Below are 24,195 nucleotides of genomic sequence, written 5' to 3' on the forward strand. Positions count from 1 at the left end.
CCGCCAGACCACGCTTATGCAATAACATCGTTATCGCAGCTGTCAATGTAGTCTTTCCATGATCTACATGTCCTATCGTCCCTACATTTATATGCGGCTTCTTCCTCTCAAACTTCGCCTTTGCCATATTCCAGCCTCCTTTTTCTAAGCAATGCCTTTACTCATTGCTCGTTACTCATTGCTTCTTAATGGAGCCCTTGACCGGAATCGAACCGGTGACCTCCTCCTTACCAAGGAGGTGCTCTAACCGACTGAGCTACAAGGGCAGTTTTTTCCGGAAATCACCCATCTGCGGCGTCAGGAGTAAAAATTTGAGCTTCAACGTACCAATTAGTACGCCTCAGCTCAAATTTTTACTCCTTCCTTGCACCTGGGCACTTTCCGAAAAAAACTGCATCTCTTGAGCCGCCTTGCCATCCGTCTGAACCTGAACCTATCAGCTATTAGTTTCCTGCATACAGCTAAAAGGCCTTAAATTTAATTCTCCTCACAGCTATAAGCTATTGGCTATAAGCCATAAGTGTCGGCCTATGGCCGACCTTGGAGCGGGAGACGGGATTTGAACCCGCGACAGCCAGCTTGGAAGGCTGGAACTCTACCGCTGAGCTACTCCCGCAAGTTTTTTCTGAAAAACGCCCATCTGCGGCGTCAGGACTTACGATTTGAGACTCAACGTACCAATAAGTACGCCTCGCCTCAAATCGTAAGTCCTTCCTTGCATCTGGGCATTTTTGAGAAAAAACTTCATTCCTGAGTCTACCTTCGCCATCATTTTAATTGCCTAACAGTACGCCTCAGCTCAAATCTTAAGTCCTTCCTTGCACCTGGACGTTTTTGAGCGTAAACTCGACATTGGATTATTTACCCGCGACTCAAATCCTATGTTCATACTCGCTTATTGCTTCTAACTCATTGCTCATTGCTTTCCACTCACTGCTTCTAAAGTGGGGAGGGGAGGGTTCGAACCTCCGAAGCTATACAGCGACAGATTTACAGTCTGTTCCCTTTGGCCGCTTGGGTACCTCCCCCCACGCCCGACACTTATCTGGAGCTGGCGAAGGGATTTGAACCCCCGACCTGCTGATTACAAATCAGCTGCTCTACCAACTGAGCTACGCCAGCAAAACTTATACATTATATAAAATTAAAATATTAAGTCAAGTCCGAAAAATAATAAAAGGAAACCAATCGGGATATTTCACCTTATGGTCTTTGTCTTTTGGCTATTTCAAACAGGATTATTCCGGCAGCAACGGAGACATTAAGTGAGCTGACTTTTCCCAAAAGTGGTATCCTGACAATCTCATCACACGTCTTACGGACCAAGTCCCTTACGCCTTTACCCTCTCCTCCAACCACAATTGCCAGAGGTTCAGTATAGGATATTTGATCATACTCTTTTTCTCCATCCATATCAAGTCCATAAACCCAGACGCCTTGCTTTTTTAATCGCTCAATCGTTTGAGATATATTTGTAACCTTCGCAATATGAAGATATTCAATCGCCCCTGCTGATGTCCTGGCAACTGCATCTGTCAAACCTGAGGAGCGATGTTTAGGGATAATGATCCCATGTACACCGGCACACTCTGCCGTCCTGATTATGGCCCCAAGATTTCTGGGGTCTTCAACCCCATCAAGTATAAGGATAAATGGTTTCTCATTTCTCTTGTGTGATAATTCAAGGATATCGTCAACAGATGAGTATTGTTTTGCAGCGGCCAGACCAAGCACACCCTGATTCTTGGAAGTGCCTGACAGCCTGTCAATTACCTCCCTTCCCTCAAAATGGATATAAATGCCGTTGGCCTTACAGATCCTGACAACTTCATCAATACCCTTGCCATGAAGACCTCTTGCGACATAAATCTTCTCAAAATCTCTTGCACCGGACCTGAGTGCCTCAAGAAGCGTATTGATTCCAAATAACCCCTCCTTGTTATTACTCAACGTTTTATCCTTGTAGTACCATCCGGCCTGTCTTCCAGTATTATCCCTGCTGCCGACAAAGTCATACGTATCTCATCAGATAGCTTCCAGTCCTTTCTCCTTCTCGCATCCTCACGTTCCATGATAAGTTTCCGGATATCATCATCTGAAAAAGAAATATTGAAATTAGCATCAGCCCCCTCAACTTTACAGTTTCCGGCTTCTGCATTTATCTCAATCTTTAGAAATTCCCATTTAACCGGCTCAATAGAAAAAAGTCCGGTAATTGCGTTAAAGGTACTGAATAGATCTGATATTTTCCCTGAAGTGTTCCTGGAAAGCCCATATTCAATATTCGTATTTACCTCTCTTCTTAATTTTTGCAGACTTCCAATCGCTGCCGCAGTATTAAAATCATCATCCATTGCTTCAATAATTTCCTTTTTACATATTTCTATTGCAGAGATGATACTGTCATCATCCGGTGAATCTTCCACTGTCCCATTACAGGCCTCTTTGACCTTCTGTAAAGTCGTATAAAAACCGTCAAGCGCTGCATGTGAAGATTTCATACCATAGTCAGAAAAGTCAACAGGGCTTCTATAGTGATTTGAAATAAGGAAATATCTGAGCACTTCTGAAGTCACGGCCTGAGAATATGGGTACTTATCAAACACCTCTTTAATGGTAAAGAAGTTCCCCAGGGACTTGGACATCTTCTCCTGATTTACATTTACAAAACCATTGTGTATCCAGTACGTTGCTAATCTTCTTCCTGAAGATGCCTCACTCTGTGCAATCTCATTCTCATGATGAGGGAATATCAGATCCTTACCGCCGCCGTGGATATCAAATGTCTGTCCAAGATACTTCATAGACATGGCAGAACACTCAATATGCCATCCTGGCCTTCCTCCACCCCATGGACTGCTCCATTCAGGCTCTCCCGGCTTCGATGACTTCCAGAGTGCAAAATCGAGAGGATCTTCCTTCCTTTCATCAACCTCAACCCTGGCGCCGGCTAACATCTCTTCAATATCACGTTTAGAAAGCTTTCCATAATCCTTGAAACTCTTCACCCTGTAATATACATTGCCCTCTCTTGCGTAAGCATATCCAGTCTTCACTAATTCACTGATGATCTCCTGCATCTCTCCGATGTGATCAGTTGCCTTAGGTTCTATATCTGCCTTCCTGACCCCCAGCAGATCCATGTCCCTGTGATACTCATCTATATATTTCCCGGCGACACCACTCCACTCTACCCCGTCCCTTTGAGCCCTGACAATAATCTTGTCATCTATATCTGTAAAATTTTTCACGAATAAGACCTTGAAATTAAGATATTCGAGATATCTCCTGATAACATCAAATACCAGAGCACTCCTTGCGTGTCCTATATGGCATACATCATATACAGTCACGCCGCAGACATAAATGCCGACATGGCCGGATACCAGTGGTTTAAACTCCTCTTTCTTACCAGTTAATGTATTGTAAAGCCTGATCATCCGTTATCCATCACTATGAAATACCCCATCCATGTTCACCAACAAGCGGTACGAATACGCACGGCATGAGATGCGTTGTCACTTTACCTTTAGCCGTTTTAACTACCCTTGTTAACATCTGCGTATACTTGTCACCTACTGGAATTATAAGCCTGCCGCCATCGGAAAGCTGTTCAAGCAGTGTCTCCGGGATGACCGGCGCCCCGGCAGTTACAATAATGCCATCAAATGGTGACTCTTCTTTCCACCCCAATGTCCCGTTGGCTATCCTGAAAAACACATTAAGATATCCAAGTTCATTCATCAGTGTTTCAGCACGCCTTGCGAGCGGAGTTATCCTTTCTACTGTATAAACAGAGCCGGCCAGCTCTGCGAGCACAGCCGATTGATAACCTGAGCCAGTACCTATCTCAAGTACTTTTTCATCTCCCTTCAGTTCCAGTGCCTCGGTCATAACAGCCACCATATAAGGCTGCGATATCGTCTGCCCCTCGCCAATCGAAAGGGCGTAATCTCCGTATGCCCGCCATTCAAGCTCCTTCCCTGCAAAAAGATGCCTCGGGACTTTCCTCATGGCAGACAGTACCCGCCCGTCCTTTACACCACGCCTGATTATCTGCTCATCAACCATCGCGTTACGCTGTGCCTCAAAGTTAATCATCGTAATATAGGGTTCAATGGTTCATCCCTGATCTAATACCTTCGCCTTAAGTCCATCATCAAGTGCAGACTCCCAGTTGCGAAGCTCCTTAATGACATTAAACTCAGTCAGGTCGAGCCGTAAGGGTGTAATAGAAATCATGTCATTTTCAATTGCAGAAAAATCACTGTCTTTCGTATCTTCCCATGAAAGCCTGCTGCCACCAATCCAGTAATATTTCCTGCCGCGCGGATCAACCTTCTCAACAACCGCATTCTTATCATATATCCTTTTTCCCTGATGTGTGATCCTGATACCTTTGATAGATGAGGTATCAAGATTGGGAACATTAACATTTAGCAGCACCTCAGGAGGAAGTGACTTCTCTTTAATCATCATCGCCAGTTGAAGGGCAAATTTTGCCGCAGTTTCAAATTTATAATCACTTTCAGCCACCTGTGAGATTGCAAACGAAGGGATCCCGAGGAGTGTCCCCTCAAATGCAGCCGAGACAGTACCTGAATATGTGACATCATCTCCCAGGTTACCACCCCTGTTTATCCCTGAAACAACAAGGTCAGGCTTTCTGTGCAGTAAACCATTTACGCCAAGATTAATGCAATCTGTAGGAGTTCCATTAACTGCATAGATGTTATTTCCAAGGTTATCAAGACGTAATGGTTTATGGAGAGTCAGGGCGTGACTTGCAGCTGATCGCTCCCTGTCAGGCGCTATTATATACACCTCTCCCATAGACCTGAGGGTATCAGCTAAGATACGGATTCCCGGTGATTGAACCCCGTCATCATTGGAGACTAAGATTAACATGATTTGATAGACATTATAGTTAAATAGATCAGTTAAATAGGGACAGCGCCTATTTATTTCCAGGAAATAAATAGGCGCTGTCCCTATTTAACTGATCGGGGCGAGCCGATTTGAACGGCCGGCCTCTCCCACCCCAAGGGAGTGCGCTACCAGGCTACGCCACGCCCCGATTTGCTATATTTTCAGGATATTCAAGACTCCCTGCAATTCATCTATTGCCTTGTCAATAACCGCTATATTAGGTTTTTCAGGTGCATCCTTGTTAAGATATTCTCCAAGTTTTTTTCTTGCACCGGCTATTGTAAGACCTTCCTCATAAAGCATTTTCTTAATCTTAAGAATTTTATCTATATCTTTTTGTTCGTAAACCCTCTGTCCACCCTTACTTTTTCTTGGAGCAATTTCAGGGAATTCTGTCTCCCAATAACGTAATACGTATGCTTCAAGGCCTGTAGCTTTACTGGCCTCACTTATTTTGTAAAACAATTTCACTTATCAGCTCTTTTGTCCCCTGAACCACTGATATATTGTTTAAATATGTGACTGGGCCGGAACGTCACTACCCTGCGCGGCTTTATACCAATCTCTTCCCCTGTCTTGGGGTTGCGCCCCTTACGCTCCCTTTTACTCCTGACAACAAAATTTCCGAAACCGGCAATCTTTACAGTCTCTCCATTTTTAAGACCTTCCTTGAGGGTATTCAGTACAATCTCAACAATATTCAATGCCTCTTTCTTTGAAATCCCGATCTTCTCATAAAGCTCATTGGCAATGTCAACTTTTTTCACATCAGACCCTCCCTTAACGTCTTGAAAATATTATTATAAACAGCATTTCCTGTCAAGGAGATAAGACTGTTTTAATTACCGGGTGGTATTTACTCCCTCGCTGCAGTTTTTTATTATACAGCCATACACCATAAAAACAGATGAGCATGGTAAACATTCCAGCAATCGCCGCCCAGACATCGGACCCGGCAATATACTTCCCAATGATAGCGCCTATAAAAAAAGTTATCAGCGGCATCATATAAGAAATAAAGGACGCCTTTAAGAAAGTCTTCGCTCCTACAACAACCTCTACCCTCTCGCCTACATGTGCGCCAATTTCATTTTTTGCCTCTATAATAACATCAGAGGACTCGGACGGTTTACACATAGAACGGGATGCGCATCCGCCGCAGGAACTCCCTCTGACAGCACGGACCCTTGCCATTCCATCGGATACAGATAAAACAATGCCTTCTTCAATCATGCCGTCGTCCATCTCAGTCCTTTTCTCCTGACTGCTCACTATCTTTAAGGAGTTTGAATTCGATACTGTCTGCCAGGGCCTGCCAGCTCGCCTCTATGATGTTTTCTGAGACACCCACTGTACCCCACTTCCTGTCATTATCGCCTGACTCAATCAGCACACGAACTCTGGATGCGGTTCCATTCATACCTGTGAGTACCCTCACCTTGTAATCCAGCATAGAGACAGTCCTCAGGGATGGATAAAATTTCTCGAGTGCCTTCCTGAGGGCATTATCCAGTGCATTAACCGGCCCGTTGCCAACGGCTGCCGTATGTTCTGTCTCACCATTAACATTCAACATTATTGTAGCCTCTGAGATTGGCGGTTCATCTTCACGTCTTTTCGCAACGAGAATCCTGAAGCCGATCAGATTAAAAAATCTTGTATGCAGATTAAGCGCCTTCTTCATCAACAACTCAAACGATCCCTCAGCGCCTTCAAACTGATAGCCGCGGTCTTCCATCTCTTTTAATACCTTTAATACCTCATTCAGTTTTGGCCGGTCATCCGGTTTTATAGTAATCCCATAATCGCCGGCCTTTTGAACAATTGTACTGATACCGGAATAATCAGAAACCAGTGTCCTCCTGATATTGCCGACATCATCGGGGTTTACATGTTCATAGGTCGTTGCTTTTTTCCTGACCGCATGAACATGCAGACCACCTTTGTGAGTGAATGCACTATCCCCGACATATGGCTGATGCCTGTCTGGTTTGATATTTGCTATCTCGCTAACAAAATGTGATACATTACGCAGTTGTTTCAGTTGCTCATCTGACAAACAATCTACGCCAAGTTTTAGCTTCAAGTTTGGTATGATTGAGCAGAGATTTGCATTTCCGCATCTCTCACCAAGTCCGTTAATCGTTCCCTGTATATATTTTATTCCGGCACCGGCTGCTATAATTGAGTTGGCCACTGCGAGATCAGAATCATTATGACAATGTATTCCCATAACTGTCTTGCATTCACGACGGGTGCTTCTTATTATCCTGATTAGTTCATCCGGCAGGGTACCGCCATTTGTATCACATAAGACAACGCTGTCCGCACCAGCCCGGATGGATGACTTCAATGTCTCTAATGCATATTCAGGATTTGCTTTATATCCATCAAAATAATGCTCTGCATCAAAAAATACGAACTTACCTTTTGACTTCAGATACACAATGGAATCGGCAATCATATCGAGATTCTGCTTTAAAGTGACACCAAGCGCTTCTGTTACATGAAAGTCCCAGCTCTTGCCTACTACAGCAACATGACTTGTCTCTGCATTTAGAAGGGCATCAATATTGGGGTCGCCCTTTGCCTTGTTCGATACCTTGCGGGTACTGCCGAAGGCAACAATTCTGGACTTCTTCAGCTTGATTAATTTTACTTCCTGGAAAAACTTTGTATCCTTGGGATTTGCCCCCGGAAAACCGCCTTCGATGTAATGTATACCGAAATTATCAAGCTGTTCAACTATCCTTAACTTGTCTTCAAGGGAGAATGAGACATCTTCGGCCTGTGCACCATCACGCAGTGTAGTGTCGTATAATTCAATATTTTTCACTCTATAACATTACCTTTCTGTCATTTTCCCAATTCAAATACCCTGTGCAATGCCCTCACTGCCAGCTCTGCATACTTTGCATCTATCACGCAGGAAATTTTTATCTCAGATGTGCTGATCATCATTATATTAATACTTTCATCCGCCAATGTACTGAACATCCTCGCGGCAACACCGGAGTGAGATCTCATCCCTACTCCTACAATTGAGACCTTGGCAATGTCCTCTTTTATAGCAAGCTCCTTAGCGCCAATATCTTTGATGAGGTGCGTCATTAATTCTCTCGTCCTGGTAACATCTGCACGCGGGACTGTAAATGATATGTCAGTCAGAGACTCCTGACTCACATTCTGAATTATCATATCAACAACTATATTGGCATCAGAGATTGCCCCGAATATCTTTCCTGCGATACCGGGCTTATCAGGGACTCCAACTATAGTAACCTTAACCTGATTTCTGTCACATGTAACACCTGAGACAGCTACCTTTTCCATATCTTCATCCTCCTCTGCCAGCACTGTACCACTACCCTCTTTAAATGAAGACACTACACGCAGCCTTACACTATATTTTGCCGCATATTCCACAGACCTGTTCTGCAGGACCTTGGCACCGAGACTGGCAAGCTCAAGCATCTCTTCATACGATATTTTATCAAGACGCCTTGCCTCAACTACAACATTCGGGTCAGCAGTGTATACCCCGTCAACATCGGTATAAATGTCACACAGGTCAGCCTTAAGAGCCGCTGCAATGGCCACCGCTGTAAGATCAGACCCGCCTCTTCCAAGTGTGGTAACATCTGATTCCTCACTAATACCCTGAAAACCGGCTACAACTGGTATTATACCATGATTTAACGCGTCACGAACCCTTTCAGCGCCAACCCGCTCAATCCTTGCCTTTGTATGAATACTGTCTGTTATAATGCCAACCTGACGTCCTGTAAATGCCTTGGATGGATAACCCATGCTGTTCAATGTTATTGCAAGCAGGGCAATAGTCACACGCTCACCCGATGAAAGGAGCAGGTCCATCTCCCTTTCCACAGGTGAATCTGTAATTTCATGGGCAAGTGCAACCAGCCTGTCTGTCTCCCCGCTCATTGCAGACACGACTACAACTACCTCATGGCCCGCATCCCGTGTCTTTGCAACCTTAGAGGCTACATTCCTTATCCGCTCAATGCTGCCAACGGAGGTACCGCCATATTTCTGGACTATAAGCATTTTACTTCTCAACCAGCCTGTCTATTAGAGTTGTACCATCCTCTACAAACACTCCGCTGGCAGACGCATTGACCTCATCGTAACACCTGCCTGACTTCATACCTTCCCCGCTGTCATAAAGAATAAACGGAACTGGCTCTGCCGTGTGTGTCCTGATACTGACCGGCGTCCAGTGATCACAAAGGATAAGAATCCTGAAAGGACCCATATCCTTCATCCCGTTCAAAACTGTTCCAACAACCTTTTCATCCAGGTCTTCTATCGCCTTCACCTTCCCTGCTACATCTCCATTGTGTCCAGCCTCATCCGGCGCCTCAACATGAATATAGACAACGTCCTTGGTCTCAAGCTCTGTTAACGCATATTCCGCTTTACCCTTGAAATTGGTATCAAGATATCCTGTTGCACCGGGTACATCAACTATATCAAAGCCTGCATATTTCCCTATTCCCCTCATCAGATCAACCGCCGCTATCATTGATCCATGAAGTCCGTATTTTTCAAGGAACGTCTTTAACATTGGCGCCTTACCCTGTCCCCAAAGCCAGATGCCGTTTGCAGGTTTTTCACCCCTGTCACGCCTTATTTTGTTCACTGGATGAGATGATAGAATATGAAGCGCCTTTTCCATGATTTCATTCAGGACATCAATACCTTTACCATCAGGAAGCCTGCCTGAAAGCGGTTTACAGGTGAAATCATGGGGTGGAGTGCACTTTACATCGGTCTCTCCACCTTTCCACACAAACAGGTGTCTGTAGCTCATACCAGGATAAAACCTGAAGACATCACTGCCCAATTCCTTATCAAGACTCAATATAAGTTCCCGTGCCTCTTCAGAACCAATATGTCCGCCGCTGTAGTCCTCCATAACAACATCGCCGGAGATATTTGATGATATGTATTCGCCGCCCCGGGTAAGTGTGACAAGATTGCATCTATAGGCAACATCATCCGCAGCCAGCGATACACCTATGCTTGCCGCTTCGAGAGGTGATCGTCCGGTATAATAGACTGCCGGGTCATAACCGAGAATGCTTAACTGTGTAACATCACTACCTGGATAAAATCCGTCCGGCGCAAGCCTTACGCGGCCCAACACGCCATTTTTTGCAAGCCGGTCCATATTGGGCTTATTTGCAGCCTGAAGCGGCGTCCTGTTGCCAAGCTCCGGGACAGGATAATCACCCATGCCATCACCAACGAGAACTATATATTTCATGCTAATATTCCCTTTCAAATCCCCCCTAACCCCCCTTTTCTAAAGGGGGGAACTAATTCCTCCCTATCAACGAAGGAGGAGCAAATTTCCCCCTTTGAAAAAGGGGGATTAAGGGGGATTTTTAACTTTCCTTTGTGAGCCTGTTGTTCATTGCTGTCTTCTTATTCTCACGACTTATCACTAATTGCATCTTCTACTCATTGCTCATTGCTTTCCACTCATTGCTTCTTACCTACACTCATTGCTCATTGCTTTAAACTCATTGCTTCTTATATTCATTGCTTCTTAATTAATAGCCTAAAACCCGCAACACCTCTCCTTTATCCGCCTTCACAGTAACCGGGACCGCTGATCTGCTTATTGCCATCTCGGTATCCTTGAGTCCATGCCCGGTAAGCGTACAGACCACCCTTTCCCCTCCTAAAAACAGGCCCTCTTTATTCTTCTTTATAACCCCTGCAATTGATGCCGCTGACGCAGCCTCACAAAAGACCCCCTCGAGTGAGGCGAGCATGCCGTATGCCTCAAGGATCTCTTCATCAGTAACCATGTCAATAGCGCCATGCGACTCACTTGCAGCATCAACAGCCATCTTCCAGCTCGCCGGATTCCCTATCCTGATTGCCGTAGCTATTGTTAGTGGTTGTTCCACTACATGGCCTAAGACAATCGGAGCAGAACCTGCTGCCTGAAAACCGATCATCTTTGGCAGGCCGTTTATCTTACCTAACTTATAAAACTCCTTATAACCCATCCAGTATGCGCTTATATTCCCGGCATTTCCAACCGGGAGAAAATGGTAATCAGGATATCCGGTCAGCTGATCGCAAACTTCAAAGGCTGCAGTCTTCTGACCTTCCAACCTGAATGGATTTATCGAATTGACTATGGTCACCGGATATTCCTTTGCCACACCCTTTACTATTGATAGCGCCTCATCAAAATTCCCTTCTATCTGAATAACGCTGGCCTGATGGATCATTGCCTGAGCCAGCTTCCCCATAGCAATCTTTCCTTCAGGTATCAGTACAAACACCTTGATACCTGCACGTGCCCCATAGGCTGCTGCCGAGGCAGAGGTGTTGCCTGTTGAGGCACAAATTACCGCATGGGCGCCGTCCTCAACTGCCTTCGAGATAGCCATGGTCATACCGCGGTCTTTGAAAGAACCGGTTGGATTAGCCCCTTCGAACTTCAAATATATGGATATATCAGGATTGATAGCCTTTGTAAGATTCTTACATTCAATAAGCGGTGTATTACCTTCATTCAAAGTAATAACCGGTGTCTTTTCTGACACAGATAAATATTCCCTGTACTGTTCGATCACACCTTTCCAAAGCATTATCTTCTCCTCATTCAGTTACCATCCTCAACCCTTATCATTACAGTCTTCTCAGTTACATATGATAAACGGTCAATCTTATCAAGTGCGTTTCTTACGTCGCGTTCACATGCCACATGGGTCATCATCACCAGCGGAACATTACAGCCTTCTTTCCTTCCCTTCTGTATGACTGATTCAATACTGATATTATGTTCCCCGAGGATCCCTGATATTGCAGACAAGACCCCCGGCTTATCTACAACAGTGAACCGGAAGTAATACATAGACGTAATATCATCAATACTCAGAATCCTCAGCAGGGACCTCATCTCTTCCTTAAATGACGCCGGAGGTATCTTCCCACATCCGCCGTTCAGAATATTCCTTGAGATATCAATTATGTCAGCCACTACTGCGCTTCCTGTCGGCAGACTCCCGGCCCCCCTGCCGTAAAGAAGTGTGGGGCCGGCAGAATCTCCGTTTATATAGACTGCATTAAAGGCGTCATCAACCGTCGCAATAAGATGATTCCAGGGGACTAAGGTCGGGTGTACCCTGACCTCAATGCTGTCATCAGCCCTCATCTTTGAAATTGCGAGCAGTTTAATCCTGTAATTAAACTCTTTTGCATAGCTGATATCTACAGGTAAGATGCCGGAGATCCCTTCAGTGTATATATCCTTAAAACTTACAGGAGTACCATATGCAATAGATGCAAGGATGGCAAGCTTGTGGGCTGCATCTATGCCTTCGACATCAAAAGAAGGATCTGCCTCTGCATATCCGAGGGCCTGCGCTTCACATAATACATCACTAAACTCTCTCCCCTCGTTGGTCATCTTAGTCATTATATAATTTGACGTCCCGTTTACAATCCCGTAAATTGTCTCAATCCTGTTAGCAGCCAGCCCCTCACGTATGGCCTTAATAACAGGTATCCCGCCGCATACACTACCTTCGAAATAGAGGTCAACATTCCCTGATGACGCTGCACGGAATATCTCTTCTCCGTTCAATGCAAGAAGCGCCTTATTGGCAGTTACAACATGTTTTCCATTATTGATCGCTGATAGGATATAACTTTTAGCGGGTTCCTGTCCCCCCATCACCTCAACGACAATGTCAACGGCATGATTCTCTGCAATATCTTTTATATCTGCAGCTATCAGTTCTCCTGATAGACCTGCAGGCAAAGGTTTCCCCGGATTCCTGCGAAGTATCTTCACTATTTCAACAGGTACGCCTAATCTGCGTTTGATCAGTTCTCCATTCCTGCGGAGTATGTCTGCCACGCCGGATCCGACTGTACCAAGACCTATAAGACCTATGCCAATCTTATCTTTCATTATTTACACAACACCTTCTTTATCCCCTGCACAGCCTGTTTTATACGCAGTTCATTCTCAACGAGTGCAAACCTGACATACTCATCGCCATATTCACCAAAACCTATACCGGGAGAAACTGCAACCTTTGCATCTGTCAACAACAACTTTGAGAACTCGAGTGAACCGAGATGCCTGAATTGCTCAGGTATCTTTGCCCATACGAACATAGTTCCCAGAGGCTTCTTAATATTCCATCCAACCCGCTCCAGCCCGCCTATAAGCGCATCCCGCCTTTTCCTGTATGTATCAACTATCTCCTGTACACAATCCTGCGGACCGTTAAGTGCTAATATTCCGGCAATTTGAATTGGCTGAAACACACCATAATCAAGATAACTCTTTATCTTTGTGAGTGCCCCTACCATTTCCCTGTTACCTACACAGAAACCAATCCTCCATCCCGGCATATTGTAGCTCTTGGACACTGAATAGAATTCAACACCGATATCTTTGGCGCCAGGCACCTGAAGAAAACTTGGTGCAGTATATCCGTCAAATACAATGTCTGCATATGCCAGATCGTGGACTACCATAATGTCGTTTTCTGTTGCAAAGTCTACAAGTTTTTTAAAAAAACCTATATCAACTACAGCCGTGGTTGGATTATGTGGAAATGATATTATCAGCATCTTCGGACGGGGATTCATCTGCTTGTATGTATTACACATATCTTCAAAAAAATCAGAATCATCACGTAGTGGAATATTTTTAACCTGACCACCTACAAGTATCACGCTGTAGGGATGTATTGGATATGTCGGACTCGGCACCATTACCACATCACCCGGATTTATTATTGCAAGGGCCAGGTGAGAGATGCCTTCTTTGGCACCTATGGTAACAACAACCTCCTCATCAGGATCAAGTTCAACATTGTAGCGGCGTTTATACCAGTCAACCATAGCTGTCCTGAGTCTGGTTATACCCTTTGATGCAGAATACCTGTGATTCCGTGGATTCCTCGCGGCCTCACACAATTTATCAACCACGTGTTCCGGGCTCGCAAGATCCGGATTACCCATCCCGAGATCAATGATATCTTCTCCCTTTCTGCGGGCCTCAATCTTCATTGCAGTAACGATACTGAACACATACGGCGGAAGTCTCTTTATCCTTGTAAATTCGCGCATAGAATTATCCCTTTTGCCTCCTTAAATTATTAAATATTAAAGATTTTCCTGAGAATTGTCAAACCTTCTTTTTGGGATATTTCTTGTCCTGGCAGGGTTGATTCTTGTGCACCAGCCTCTTTTTGAGTTTACAGAAAAGGGCTGCAAAAGTCCTGCAGCTCCCTGAACCGTCCACTGAGTCAGATTCAGGGAATTTTGCATATTTACATCCGAGATCACAGAATTCCGTTAATTGGCCCGTTTTTCCATGTTAGTAATGCGGGATATAATTATAACACATAAATCAAAATTTGCTTTATTCATCGGTAATAGACTATAATATCAAGTTTACCAGGAGGACATTATGCAGGATCAAATCAGAAACATAGCAATCATCGCCCATGTTGACCATGGCAAGACAACCCTCGTTGACGGGATGCTCAGACAGGCTGGAATCTTCCGCTCCAATGAAAGGGTGCAGGAAAGGGTCATGGACAATATTGACCTTGAACGTGAACGCGGCATAACTATTATGGCAAAGAATACCGCCGTTGAATATAAAGGTGTTAAGATAAATATAGTAGACACACCCGGCCATGCTGATTTCGGCGGAGAGGTTGAAAGGACGCTCAAGATGGTTGACGGAGTACTCCTCCTTGTTGATGCATCTGAGGGGCCGCTTCCTCAGACACGGTTTGTGCTGAAGAAGGCGCTTGAGCTTAAACTCCTGCCGCTTCTTGTAATAAACAAGATTGACAGGCCTGACGCAAGGATTCAGGAGGTCTTGAACGAGGTATATGATCTATTCATTGACCTTGATGCAACGGAAGAACAGCTTGATTTTCCCATTGTCTATACCATTGCCAAGACGGGAATAGCTAAAATCAATCTTGATGATGATTCTGAAACCCTTCAGCCGCTATTTGACCTCATACTTAATACAATACCACCTCCGAAGGGTGACCCAAACGGGGTCTTACAGATTCTTGTCACAAACATTGACTATAATGATTATGTTGGAAGGCTTGCCATCGGAAGGGTATTTTCAGGGACAATAAACACCGGTCAGCAGGTTGCAGTCATTGATGCCAAGGGAAGCGCCAACAAAACAAAGATCACCTCCATGTATACATTTCAGGGACTTGAGCGGAATGACGCAAAAGAGGCGTCAGCAGGAGATATCGTTGCGATTGCAGGAATAGAGGGGATAAATATCGGAGATACTATCACTGATGCAGAGAAACCAGCTCCCCTGCCGAGAATAATCGTTGATGAACCGACCATCTCCATGGTCTTCGCAGTAAACACATCACCTTTTTCAGGACGCGAAGGAAAGTTAGTCACATCTCGTAATCTAAGGGAGAGGCTTGAGAAGGAGCTTCTCTACAATGTTGCCATCAGGGTCGAGTTTGACAAAACAGACTCATTCAGGGTAATGGGGCGCGGTGAATTACAGCTTTCCATTCTGATCGAGATGATGAGACGCGAAGGATATGAGCTATCAGTATCAATGCCTGAGACGATTACAAGAGAGATAGACGGCGTCCTTCAGGAACCTATGGAACACCTTGTTATTGATGTGCCGGAGGAGTTTATCGGTGTCGTTACCCAGCAGATCGGGATGAGAAAAGGCAAGATGCAGAAGATGCAGAACAACGGCCACGGACGGGTGAGGCTTGAGTTCCGGATACCGTCAAGGGGACTGATAGGCTTCAGGTCACAGTTCCTGTCAGACACTAAAGGCACCGGACTATTAAACCACCTCTTTGATGGATATGAGGCATGGCATGGTCCTATGACAAAGAGACAGACAGGTGCCCTCGTTTCAGACAGACAGGGGACTACCACCATCTATGCACTCTTTCACCTCCAGCCCAGGGGGTCAATTTTCATAAGTGAGAACACACATGTTTATGAAGGCATGATCATAGGTGAGAACTCAAGGGACAATGACCTTGATGTAAACGCAGTCAGGGAGAAGAAGCAGACCAACATGCGCGCTTCAAGCGCAGACGACAACATCCAGCTCATACCACCAAAGCTGCTAAACCTTGAGCAGGCACTGGATTTCATCAAGGAAGACGAGCTTGTGGAAGTCACCCCTCTGTCAATCAGGCTCAGGAAGAAGATATTAGAGGCTAATAAGAGACCTAAGGTGTGGAAGGAATAGCAGAGTTCAAGTTACTAATCAACAGGAGAGCTGACATGTCCCTATGTTAAGGCAACGATCCAGCGCCTGATCGCGATCCGGATGGACTATCAAGACCAGGGGTTCAACTGGTGGGGATCAATTCCAATGACGTGTTCACTTATCCAGACGACTCCTATGAGAATATGAAGGTGATGTATGGAATTATAATACTGGGAGAAGATTATACACCCCTTCTCTATCCAGCGTCTTTCTAACATACGGAATACCTCCCTGAAGAGTGTATTCATCCCATCGGCCAGATAGTTATCCTCGAAGAAATATTCAGTTTTATGCGATCCTGAATGAAGTAAGATAGAAAATAAACTATATTTTGCGTTGACCGATAACATTTCTACGAATAGATCCGTTATTCAAATCTAATTTTGAACTGTAATGTACCCGCTTTATAATACCAAGTGATAATGCGCAGCCTACAATTTAAGCTCCTCAGTCTTGTCCTGGTAATTATGGCCTTCAGCTTTTCCATCCTGATTTACAAGGCCGTTAAACAACAGGAAACGAGTCTTTTAGAGGAAAGAAAGAGTATGAATGCCTTGCTCTCCTATTCCGTCCAGACCACTATAACTAAAGATATGCTTGATGAGAGGGCCGACATGGCCCGCTATCTCATTGAGAACCTTAAGACGATGAAAGGGATCGTCAGGCTTCAGATAATCAAGAGTAACGGAACTGAGGAGGCCTTCCAGGACTTTAAAACGCTGATCGAAGTAGAAAATGAGTATGGTGAACTCAAACCTGAGTGGAAGGTAAATCACCCGGATAAGAGAAAACACATTACAAATGGTATAGAGACCAGCGAATTCAAGGAGGCGCTAAAAAGGTTCAGAGGGGGGGAAAATAAGGAGATCTATTATTATGAGAAAATGGATGGAAAGGCCCTCTTTACCTACCTTACCCCTATAAAGCATCAAGCGAAATGCAATGCCTGCCACTCAGAAGAAACAAATATACAAGGTGTAAGAGGCATCCTGATGATCACCACCTCCCTTGATGATATGAACGCAATGTTATCAAAGACGAAAAACAAGTGGGTGCTCTATGGCTTTCTAAGCCTGGCGGGAACAGGTATTCTATTATTTTTAGTTATAAGAGGGATAATCATAAGACCTGTTAGTCAGACTGTTGTCATGCTCAGTGAGATTGCATTAGGGAAGGGTAACTTAACAAAGAGATTAAAGGAGTATTCAGAGGATGAGATAGGGGGATTGGCCCGTTGGTTCAATAGATTTGTCGAGGGGATGCAGGTTATGGTTAAGGACATGCGGCAGACATCCGGAGAAATAACTAAAACATCAGAAAAAATCACAGCAATCTCCCATAGCGTCAACCAGTCAGCCCATCAACAGCTTTTATCAACAGAAGAGACCAGCTCTTCAGTCCATGAGATGGATTCATCAATCAAATCAGTGGTAGAGACCACCGATTCTTTACTGACCTCTACAGAGACTGTATCCACTTCTATACTTGAGATGTCCAATCTTACAGAGGAGGTCGCTAAAGGAGCAGAGAAGCTCTCCGATTCGGTGGAAAGTAATGTCCTATCTGTTGCGCAGATAGTCACCTCGATTAAGGGTGTAGTCTCAAACATAGATGCCCTGTCACAAAGGACATCAGAGATAGCTTCTTCTATTACAGATATATCTAATGTTACAAACAAGGTAGCGGGATACTCAAAGGAGCAGGCTGTCCTGGCTGAGATGGTAAGGAGCGAGTCTATAGTCCATGGAATTGAGGCAGTATCAAGGACCAAAAACGTAATGGAGAAGATAAAGGAGGAGGTAGATTCGGCTTCCAATACTATCAATACCTTAGGTGCAAGGGCAAGAGAGACGGGTAATATATTAAATGTGATAGAAGAGATCGCAGATAAGATTAATATATTTGCCCTGAATGCAGCCATACTTGCAGCAAAGGCTGGGGAGCATGGAAAGGGCTTTGCGGTAGTCGCAGAAGAGATAAAGAACCTGGCAGAGAGGACCTCATCCTCTACGAAAGAGATAGCTAAGATTATAAAACCGGTTCAGGATGAGGCAGGCCTGGCTGTAAACTCCATGAAGCGAAGCTCCATTAAGGTTGAAGAGGGGGTCAGGCTTTCAAAGGATGCCGAGGATATTATGGGAAAGATTATGGAAAGAGCTTCTAAGTCTCTGGAGATGGCACGAAGAAGCGAATTAGCCGCCAGTGAGCAGTCAAATAGCGCCAACAATGCCAAGGAGGCGATCTATAATATTAATGATATGATAAGGGGGATAAAGAGCTCTATAGATGAACAATCCGGGGCTGTAGAAGAGATTGCAAAGGCTACTGAATACATTAGCGGTATTGCAAGAGGGGTTAAATGTTCTACTAATGAACAGGCATCTGAGAGCAGGCATGTGGCAAATATAGTCGCAGACATGGTTAATCATATACGGTTAATAACAGAGTCCATGGCTGAGCAGAAGATAGTCTCAGAGCAGGTAGTCATGGCAATAAAGCGGATAAATTATATTGCAGAAGGTAATGTACAGCTATCATCAGATTTACATGGCGCCTTTAATAGCCTGAGTGAACAGGCAAAGACTCTAAAAGGGAAAATAGAAAACTTTGAGGCCTGAAATTAAAATAATTCTGTTAAATAAGATGGTCTCGAATATTAGATTATAAGAGCAGAGTTATGAAAAAGTACTTATGGTTATCTCCACTGATTATAATTACGGCCATTTTATCGTTATCACATCCTTCTATTGCAGATCAAGACATGATAGATTGGAACAAGATTAAAAACCAATCTATTAAGCTTTTTTATCCCGGCGTCGTCTCGTGGGACTTTTTAATCAGCAATGACCATGGACTTGGCGGTAAAAACATCCCCAAGGGAAAGAAAAACTGTGTTGACTGCCACTTAAGAAAGACAGGAGAGCTTGACCTCCAGGTAAACGGAATTGCAGATGGAAAGCTCATGATGAAATACTCTCAGAAATCCTTTGAGCCTGAACCAATATCAGGCAAGAAGAGCTTCCTTAACCTGCATGTTCAGGCGGCATACGATGACGACTATTTCTATATAAAGCTGCAATGGCAGTCCCAGGGCTCAAGCTGGAATAATGCAAAGCTATCAGATGGCGGCCTTGTTGACAGGGTTGCCATACAGATCAGCCATGCCAATTATGATAAAGGCTATCTGAACAGATACGGCTGCTTTGTGACATGCCACAATGACCTGAATTCCATGCCTGAAAGTCCGTCAAAGGATAAAGTAAAAGGCCAGTCCTATTACGGGGCGCTCAAAAGAGATGATGTGCGGCTGTATGCCTATTATACAAGGAAAGGCGGATGGGCGGATTTTAAAAAACCAGATGATTTAAAAATGATTCTGAAAAACAACGGTCTGATAGACATCTGGAAGGTTGAATTTAACGGGAAGTCCGTGACAGCAGAAGACGGATGGATATTTGAAGACCGGAGAGATGATGAAAAAAATGACATAAAGGCCGAAGGCAGTTGGGATAACGGTAAATACACGGTTATCATAAAGAGGAAATTAGATACAAATGACCAAAGGGATGTTCAGTTAAAGGAGGGTGACATCCTTATTTTAGGCGTGGCAGTCCATGACGAGAATACAAGTCGCAGGAGACACTATGTAAACCTTCCAGTTACAATAGGCATTGGAACAGATGGTGACATCAGGGCAGAAAAGGTTAAGGAATATAAGTAAGGAGTAATAATTATTAAAATATACCATAAAGACAGAACCTGGATGATATGTTTATTCTCTGCCCTGCTTATCTGCACACTCCGGCTGGTTGAGGCAGAGGCAAAAGAGGTTGACTGGACAGCCATAAATCCTGAGATGGCAGATGCCACCTATGTAATGGATGCCAATAAATGTATTGAATGCCATGAAGACTATATGCAGGTTTTTAACAGAACAAAACACGACAGGGTATTCAAAACAGAAAACAGGGATGACCTTGAGATAAGGGGCTGCGAGGCATGCCACGGTCCTCTGAGCAAGCACATTGATGCCCCGAGGAGTAAGAAATACGTTGTTTCATTAAAAACAGACGGTCCACTTACTTCGAAGCAGAAAAACTCGATATGCCTCCAATGCCACGAAAAAGGCATCCGAATGCACTGGCAGGGAAGCCCGCATGAGATGAGCGGTGTGGGGTGCAGCAGCTGTCATTATATCAGTGAACGCAGGTCAGAAAAAAACCTATTTATCAACGAAGACGCTAAAAAGGCCTGTTTTAAATGCCACAAGGAGAGAAGGGCGCAACTTCAGAGGTCTTCCCACATGCCTTTAAGGGAAGGTAAGATGGACTGCTCAAACTGCCACAATCCCCACGGCGGCCCCGGCCCAACACTTTTGAAGACGGCCTCAGTAAATGAAACATGTTATACCTGCCACGCGGAAAAACGGGGACCTATGATTTGGGAACATCCGCCTGTCAGGGAAAACTGCATCAATTGCCACGACCCCCATGGCTCAAATTATGAATTTCTATTAAAGTTAAAGGTCCCTTATCTATGCCAGTCATGCCATGCAGTCCAGTTTCACCCAAGCGCTATATACAGCGGCAGCAACCTGCCCGGTCAGGCTACGTCTCCTGCGCAGCAACTTGTCGGCAAGGGTTGTCCTAACTGTCACTCGCAGATACATGGCTCAAACCACCCGTCAGGGGCAAGGTTCCAGAGGTAAGCTGAATATGATAATAAAATAATATAGAAATATGTCAAAGAATACGTTAGCTATATTTTTCGTGTCGTTCCTCTATACCATGTCAACTTCAACCATATCAGGCGCAGAGGATGGTATGGCAGGGAACATTGAGTTGGGAGGAGCGGTCGTAGATCTCAACAGCAAATCGTTCAAATACGGCGAGTATAACGGTGTAAATGATAACGGGGTATATCTCGTAGCTAATGCTGATCTGACTTATAATAAAGATGTCTTTTTCATAGACTTCAGAGCCAGCGATATCGGTCTTGATAGCAGGAGACTCAATCTTGAGACAGGGAGATACGGCAAATTCAAACTCTTCCTTGGCTATGACAAAACTCCCATGTTAATTTCCAATAATAGCGCAACCCCGCTTGACGGCGCAGGCAGTGCAAACCTCACACTCCCTTCAGATTTTGTAAAGGGCTCTCAGACTGCAAATATGATAAACTTGATTGATAACAAGAAGGATGTGGAGTTGTCAACACAGAGGGAAGAAAAGTCCGTCGGTTTTTCAATGAATATGGATAAGGCAGATTTTAAAATATTCTTTAACAGAGATGAAAAGAACGGGATACAATCCATAGGCGGTACACTTGGCAATAACGGCGGAAATACAAGGTCCATAGGCCTGCCTGGGCCTGTTGGCTATACAACAGATGAATTAAGAACATCCATTGCCTATACCGGCGAAACAGCGCAATTGCAGTTTGACTATTTTATTTCGGACTTCAGCAACGACAATAAATACATAACGTGGGATAACCCATTTAATGCAGCTGATTATCCTGCCATTGCGAGGACATCCCGGCCTCCGGATAACCGGCATCAGAGGTTCAGTCTTTCAGGTGGGGTGAATCTGCCCCTGGCAGCTACAAGGATATCGGCAACAGCAGAATACGGCATAATGGAGCAGGATGATACGCTGCTGCCCTATTCCAATAATATCAATACCACTATTACAAGCCAACTGCCCAGAGAAACAGCAGACGCAGAAATAGATATAACAAACCTTGGGTTCAATATATCGTCACGGCCATTATCAAGGATCGACCTTAGCGCCAGATACAAATATTATAAAACGGATAATAAAACACCGCGGACGCTTTTCCTGTATGTAATGAATGATATGGGCGGTGCATCTCAGGCAACTGAGACAAGCGGCAATGCCTTATACAGCCTACCCTATGACTATACACAAAACCAGCTTAAGTTTGACGCCGCTTATTGCCTGTACCGGGGCACCACTTTAAAATTAGGCTATGACCACGATATTATTGATAGAGACAACAGGGAGACAGAAGAAACGATAGAAAATACTTACAGGGCAAGGCTGAACTCAAGCATTTCTTCACATATATCTGCCGGCGCTCATTTTACCTATGGGGTAAGGCGCATGGATGGCGCGTATGATGAAGCAGATCTGTATGATAACTACCACACCCAGGCATACATAGATACCGTTGCAGCCACAAATATACGCTTTGACAATCTCCCGGACATGAGGAAATTCGACATCGCTGACAGGGACAGGACAAGATACGGGGCAAATATCACACTCCTTCCTTTAAGCAACATAACTGTTGGGCTTTACTATAATTATACACAGGACGATTATGAGGCTTCATCAATGGGACTGCTGCAAAATGCAAATAACAGCCGCACTATTGATGCAACTTTCACCCCGGCAGACTTTGTCTCCACATATCTATACTTTACTAATGAGGAAGTCACGGCAAGTCAGGGAAGCAGATACTATCGCGGAGGTGTAAATAAACCAGCTGATTCCATAGACTCCAACAGGGACTGGAGGGCAGACCATAATGAGAACATTGATACAGGAGGCATAGGCATGAACCTGAACTTTATGGAAAACGTACTCACGCTTGGGGTTGACTATTCATATACCAAATCCACAGGAGCTATAAAGTTTGTCTATGGAAGTTGTTTTACTCCTCCTTATTGTAGCGGCATTACAACAACTCCAGCAGATATGCCTGATTTAAAAACCAGACTTCAGACATTTAAGGCCTCCGTCAAATACAGGCTCACAATGAATACAACCCTCGGGCTTGGATATAAATACGAAACTTACAGATCAGACAACTGGTCAACAGACAGTGTTGACCCTGCATCTACTGCTCTTTCCAATGTGCTGACCCTCAGTGGCCCTGTCTCTGATTACGAGGCACATGAGGCAATGCTGACTGCTGCATATAACTGGTAGAAGAAAGACAGAATATGAATCCCTCGAATGAGGTGCGCGATGAGAGTGACAGCCCTTATTTCAGCGACGCCGCAAGCCGGAATCCGAATTCCCGTCCGAGGTCATCCTTCGTAAATCTGTACCGGATAGAGGTTCTGATACCCCACGGGCCATTAAGAAAGGAGCCGCCGCGGGCAGCGCGGTATTGGCTACCCAAAGGTCCCTGAGGATTTGACCTTGGACTTGTTTTATAATAATCGCCCTCATAATAATCGTTAACCCATTCCTGAATGTTTCCACACATATCATACAGACCCAGTCCGTTCGCCTTTTTTTTACCTACAGGGTGCGGTTTAATCCCCGAATTGGATTTAAACCATGCATAATCATTAAGTTCCATTTCATTGTTGGCACCGCACCACTTCTGCCTCTCCCCCCCGCTCCTTGCGGCAAACTCCCATTCAGCCTCAGTAGGAAGGCGATATTTCCCCCCGCTGATACGGTTAAGCTTGAGAATAAATTTCTGAATGTCATAGTAACTCACATTTTCCACGGGGCAATCATCACAATTTCTTAAAGATGACGGGGCTGTTCCCATGACCTTAAACCAATGTCTTTGTGTTACCTCATAGATCCCGATGTAGAAATCATCAACACATGCCTTGTGTACAGGAATCTCATCCGGATCTCCCTCCGCAGAAACGTCTCCCATGTCAAAGCAGCCGCCCTTTACGAGGACCATCTCATCAGACTCTGTTTGCCGGGTTGCTTCCTGGAGAGGTTTTTCAATCTTTTCATCCCGAACTTGTTCCGGGATCTCCTGAGTCTGCACTGATTGAGACCCTGAAACAAATTCAGGGTAACGAACAGTATTTGCATCACCCTGCCCCTGTCCCCTTATTGGAACAGCATAAATTGAAAGTACCAACACACAGAAGACTGCGATATAAATTATTCGCGCTCCAGCTCTTTTATTCATACTGAGAATATCGGCAGGTCAATTGAATTTATAGACTTCCAGGCAAT

General features: G+C 44.6%; 20 protein-coding genes and 5 tRNA genes. 5 read left to right on the top strand and 20 right to left on the bottom strand.

Features of this window, described 5'->3' with window-relative positions; all coding sequences use genetic code 11:
* The 19 genes from tuf to IT392_13090 all read right to left on the bottom strand — a co-directional run.
* The coding region (tuf, locus tag IT392_13000) for an elongation factor Tu (GenBank protein MCC6545393.1) at nt 1-127 on the bottom strand (127 nt) is incomplete at its 3' end.
* A gap of 62 nt (nt 128-189) precedes the next feature.
* Nucleotides 190-266: transfer RNA gene (locus IT392_13005), tRNA-Thr, on the bottom strand.
* A 275-nt stretch (nt 267-541) separates the two neighbouring features.
* Nucleotides 542-616, bottom strand: a tRNA-Gly gene (locus tag IT392_13010).
* Nucleotides 617-945: 329 nt separating this feature from the next.
* Nucleotides 946-1,028, bottom strand: a tRNA-Tyr gene (locus tag IT392_13015).
* Nucleotides 1,029-1,046: 18 nt separating this feature from the next.
* A tRNA-Thr gene (locus tag IT392_13020) sits at nt 1,047-1,122 on the bottom strand.
* Between the two features lie 81 nt (nt 1,123-1,203).
* Nucleotides 1,204-1,950: a 23S rRNA (guanosine(2251)-2'-O)-methyltransferase RlmB gene (rlmB, locus tag IT392_13025; GenBank protein ID MCC6545394.1), complete on the bottom strand. Its 747-nt coding sequence runs from the start codon at nt 1,948-1,950 to the stop codon at nt 1,204-1,206.
* The gene (locus IT392_13030) at nt 1,947-3,440 is read right to left on the bottom strand and encodes a cysteine--tRNA ligase (protein MCC6545395.1); all 1,494 of its coding nucleotides are present in this window, start codon (nt 3,438-3,440) and stop codon (nt 1,947-1,949) included. The genes rlmB and IT392_13030 overlap by 4 nt, the downstream gene beginning before the upstream one ends.
* Nucleotides 3,441-3,453: 13 nt before the next feature.
* Nucleotides 3,454-4,098, bottom strand: a complete 645-nt coding sequence (locus IT392_13035) for a protein-L-isoaspartate(D-aspartate) O-methyltransferase (GenBank protein ID MCC6545396.1) — start codon at nt 4,096-4,098, stop codon at nt 3,454-3,456.
* Between the two features lie 24 nt (nt 4,099-4,122).
* A complete protein-coding gene (gene surE / locus IT392_13040; GenBank protein ID MCC6545397.1) occupies nt 4,123-4,908 on the bottom strand; it encodes a 5'/3'-nucleotidase SurE in 786 nt (261 codons plus the stop codon).
* Nucleotides 4,909-5,003: 95 nt separating this feature from the next.
* Nucleotides 5,004-5,077: transfer RNA gene (locus tag IT392_13045), tRNA-Pro, on the bottom strand.
* Nucleotides 5,078-5,082: 5 nt separating this feature from the next.
* Nucleotides 5,083-5,400 (bottom strand): MerR family transcriptional regulator, encoded by a 318-nt coding sequence (locus IT392_13050; GenBank protein ID MCC6545398.1) that lies wholly within the window; start codon nt 5,398-5,400, stop codon nt 5,083-5,085.
* On the bottom strand, nt 5,397-5,696 hold the full coding sequence (locus IT392_13055; GenBank protein MCC6545399.1) for an integration host factor subunit alpha: 300 nt from the start codon (nt 5,694-5,696) through the stop codon (nt 5,397-5,399). The genes IT392_13050 and IT392_13055 overlap by 4 nt, the downstream gene beginning before the upstream one ends.
* Before the next feature lie 52 nt (nt 5,697-5,748).
* Nucleotides 5,749-6,174 (bottom strand): SoxR reducing system RseC family protein, encoded by a 426-nt coding sequence (locus tag IT392_13060; protein MCC6545400.1) that lies wholly within the window; start codon nt 6,172-6,174, stop codon nt 5,749-5,751.
* Between the two features lies 1 nt (nt 6,175).
* Entirely contained in the window at nt 6,176-7,765 is a 1,590-nt protein-coding gene (locus IT392_13065) for a citramalate synthase (GenBank protein MCC6545401.1), read from the bottom strand.
* A 20-nt stretch (nt 7,766-7,785) separates the two neighbouring features.
* The gene (locus IT392_13070) at nt 7,786-8,997 is read right to left on the bottom strand and encodes an aspartate kinase (protein ID MCC6545402.1); all 1,212 of its coding nucleotides are present in this window, start codon (nt 8,995-8,997) and stop codon (nt 7,786-7,788) included.
* 1 nt (nt 8,998) lies between these two features.
* The gene (locus tag IT392_13075; protein MCC6545403.1) at nt 8,999-10,219 is read right to left on the bottom strand and encodes a cofactor-independent phosphoglycerate mutase; all 1,221 of its coding nucleotides are present in this window, start codon (nt 10,217-10,219) and stop codon (nt 8,999-9,001) included.
* A gap of 289 nt (nt 10,220-10,508) precedes the next feature.
* Nucleotides 10,509-11,564, bottom strand: coding sequence for a threonine synthase (locus IT392_13080; protein MCC6545404.1), 1,056 nt, complete (start codon nt 11,562-11,564; stop codon nt 10,509-10,511).
* Nucleotides 11,565-11,578: 14 nt separating this feature from the next.
* Nucleotides 11,579-12,892, bottom strand: coding sequence for a homoserine dehydrogenase (locus IT392_13085; protein ID MCC6545405.1), 1,314 nt, complete (start codon nt 12,890-12,892; stop codon nt 11,579-11,581).
* Complete coding sequence (locus IT392_13090) at nt 12,892-14,064, bottom strand: aminotransferase class I/II-fold pyridoxal phosphate-dependent enzyme (protein MCC6545406.1); 1,173 nt, start codon at nt 14,062-14,064, stop codon at nt 12,892-12,894. Before IT392_13090 ends, IT392_13085 begins: the two co-directional genes overlap by 1 nt.
* A gap of 343 nt (nt 14,065-14,407) precedes the next feature.
* Here IT392_13090 and typA point away from each other — a divergent pair, with 343 nt between their 5' ends.
* The 5 genes from typA (at nt 14,408) to IT392_13115 (ending at nt 23,190) form a co-directional block, all read left to right on the top strand.
* A complete protein-coding gene (typA, locus tag IT392_13095) occupies nt 14,408-16,213 on the top strand; it encodes a translational GTPase TypA (GenBank protein ID MCC6545407.1) in 1,806 nt (601 codons plus the stop codon).
* 443 nt (nt 16,214-16,656) lie between these two features.
* Nucleotides 16,657-18,852 (top strand): HAMP domain-containing protein, encoded by a 2,196-nt coding sequence (locus IT392_13100; GenBank protein ID MCC6545408.1) that lies wholly within the window; start codon nt 16,657-16,659, stop codon nt 18,850-18,852.
* Nucleotides 18,853-18,911: 59 nt separating this feature from the next.
* Nucleotides 18,912-19,955 (top strand): hypothetical protein, encoded by a 1,044-nt coding sequence (locus IT392_13105; protein MCC6545409.1) that lies wholly within the window; start codon nt 18,912-18,914, stop codon nt 19,953-19,955.
* Nucleotides 19,956-19,997: 42 nt separating this feature from the next.
* Nucleotides 19,998-20,942 carry a DmsE family decaheme c-type cytochrome gene (locus tag IT392_13110; GenBank protein MCC6545410.1) on the top strand — a complete coding sequence of 315 codons (945 nt, stop codon included), beginning with the start codon at nt 19,998-20,000 and terminating at the stop codon, nt 20,940-20,942.
* Between the two features lie 31 nt (nt 20,943-20,973).
* Nucleotides 20,974-23,190 carry an MtrB/PioB family decaheme-associated outer membrane protein gene (locus IT392_13115; GenBank protein ID MCC6545411.1) on the top strand — a complete coding sequence of 739 codons (2,217 nt, stop codon included), beginning with the start codon at nt 20,974-20,976 and terminating at the stop codon, nt 23,188-23,190.
* 55 nt (nt 23,191-23,245) lie between these two features.
* Here the strand turns inward: IT392_13115 and IT392_13120 are convergent, their stop codons facing one another.
* Entirely contained in the window at nt 23,246-24,148 is a 903-nt protein-coding gene (locus IT392_13120; GenBank protein ID MCC6545412.1) for an SUMF1/EgtB/PvdO family nonheme iron enzyme, read from the bottom strand.
* Nucleotides 24,149-24,195: the final 47 nt, after the last annotated feature.

The organism is Nitrospirota bacterium, assembly GCA_020846775.1.
Taxonomy (GTDB): domain Bacteria; phylum Nitrospirota; class 9FT-COMBO-42-15; order HDB-SIOI813; family HDB-SIOI813; genus RBG-16-43-11.

Excerpts from the sequence above, each read along its gene's own strand:
- IT392_13075 (MCC6545403.1), bottom strand. The coding sequence starts at position 10,219 with ATGAAATATATAGTTCTCGTTGGTGATGGCATGGGTGATTATCCTGTC.
- IT392_13100 (MCC6545408.1), top strand. The coding sequence starts at position 16,657 with ATGCGCAGCCTACAATTTAAGCTCCTCAGTCTTGTCCTGGTAATTATG.
- IT392_13120 (MCC6545412.1), bottom strand. The coding sequence starts at position 24,148 with ATGAATAAAAGAGCTGGAGCGCGAATAATTTATATCGCAGTCTTCTGT.
- IT392_13060 (MCC6545400.1), bottom strand. The coding sequence starts at position 6,174 with ATGGACGACGGCATGATTGAAGAAGGCATTGTTTTATCTGTATCCGAT.
- surE (MCC6545397.1), bottom strand. The coding sequence starts at position 4,908 with ATGTTAATCTTAGTCTCCAATGATGACGGGGTTCAATCACCGGGAATC.
- typA (MCC6545407.1), top strand. The coding sequence starts at position 14,408 with ATGCAGGATCAAATCAGAAACATAGCAATCATCGCCCATGTTGACCAT.
- IT392_13085 (MCC6545405.1), bottom strand. The coding sequence starts at position 12,892 with ATGAAAGATAAGATTGGCATAGGTCTTATAGGTCTTGGTACAGTCGGA.
- IT392_13110 (MCC6545410.1), top strand. The coding sequence starts at position 19,998 with ATGATATGTTTATTCTCTGCCCTGCTTATCTGCACACTCCGGCTGGTT.
- IT392_13030 (MCC6545395.1), bottom strand. The coding sequence starts at position 3,440 with ATGATCAGGCTTTACAATACATTAACTGGTAAGAAAGAGGAGTTTAAA.
- IT392_13070 (MCC6545402.1), bottom strand. The coding sequence starts at position 8,997 with ATGCTTATAGTCCAGAAATATGGCGGTACCTCCGTTGGCAGCATTGAG.
- IT392_13090 (MCC6545406.1), bottom strand. The coding sequence starts at position 14,064 with ATGCGCGAATTTACAAGGATAAAGAGACTTCCGCCGTATGTGTTCAGT.
- IT392_13105 (MCC6545409.1), top strand. The coding sequence starts at position 18,912 with ATGAAAAAGTACTTATGGTTATCTCCACTGATTATAATTACGGCCATT.
- IT392_13080 (MCC6545404.1), bottom strand. The coding sequence starts at position 11,564 with ATGCTTTGGAAAGGTGTGATCGAACAGTACAGGGAATATTTATCTGTG.
- IT392_13115 (MCC6545411.1), top strand. The coding sequence starts at position 20,974 with ATGTCAAAGAATACGTTAGCTATATTTTTCGTGTCGTTCCTCTATACC.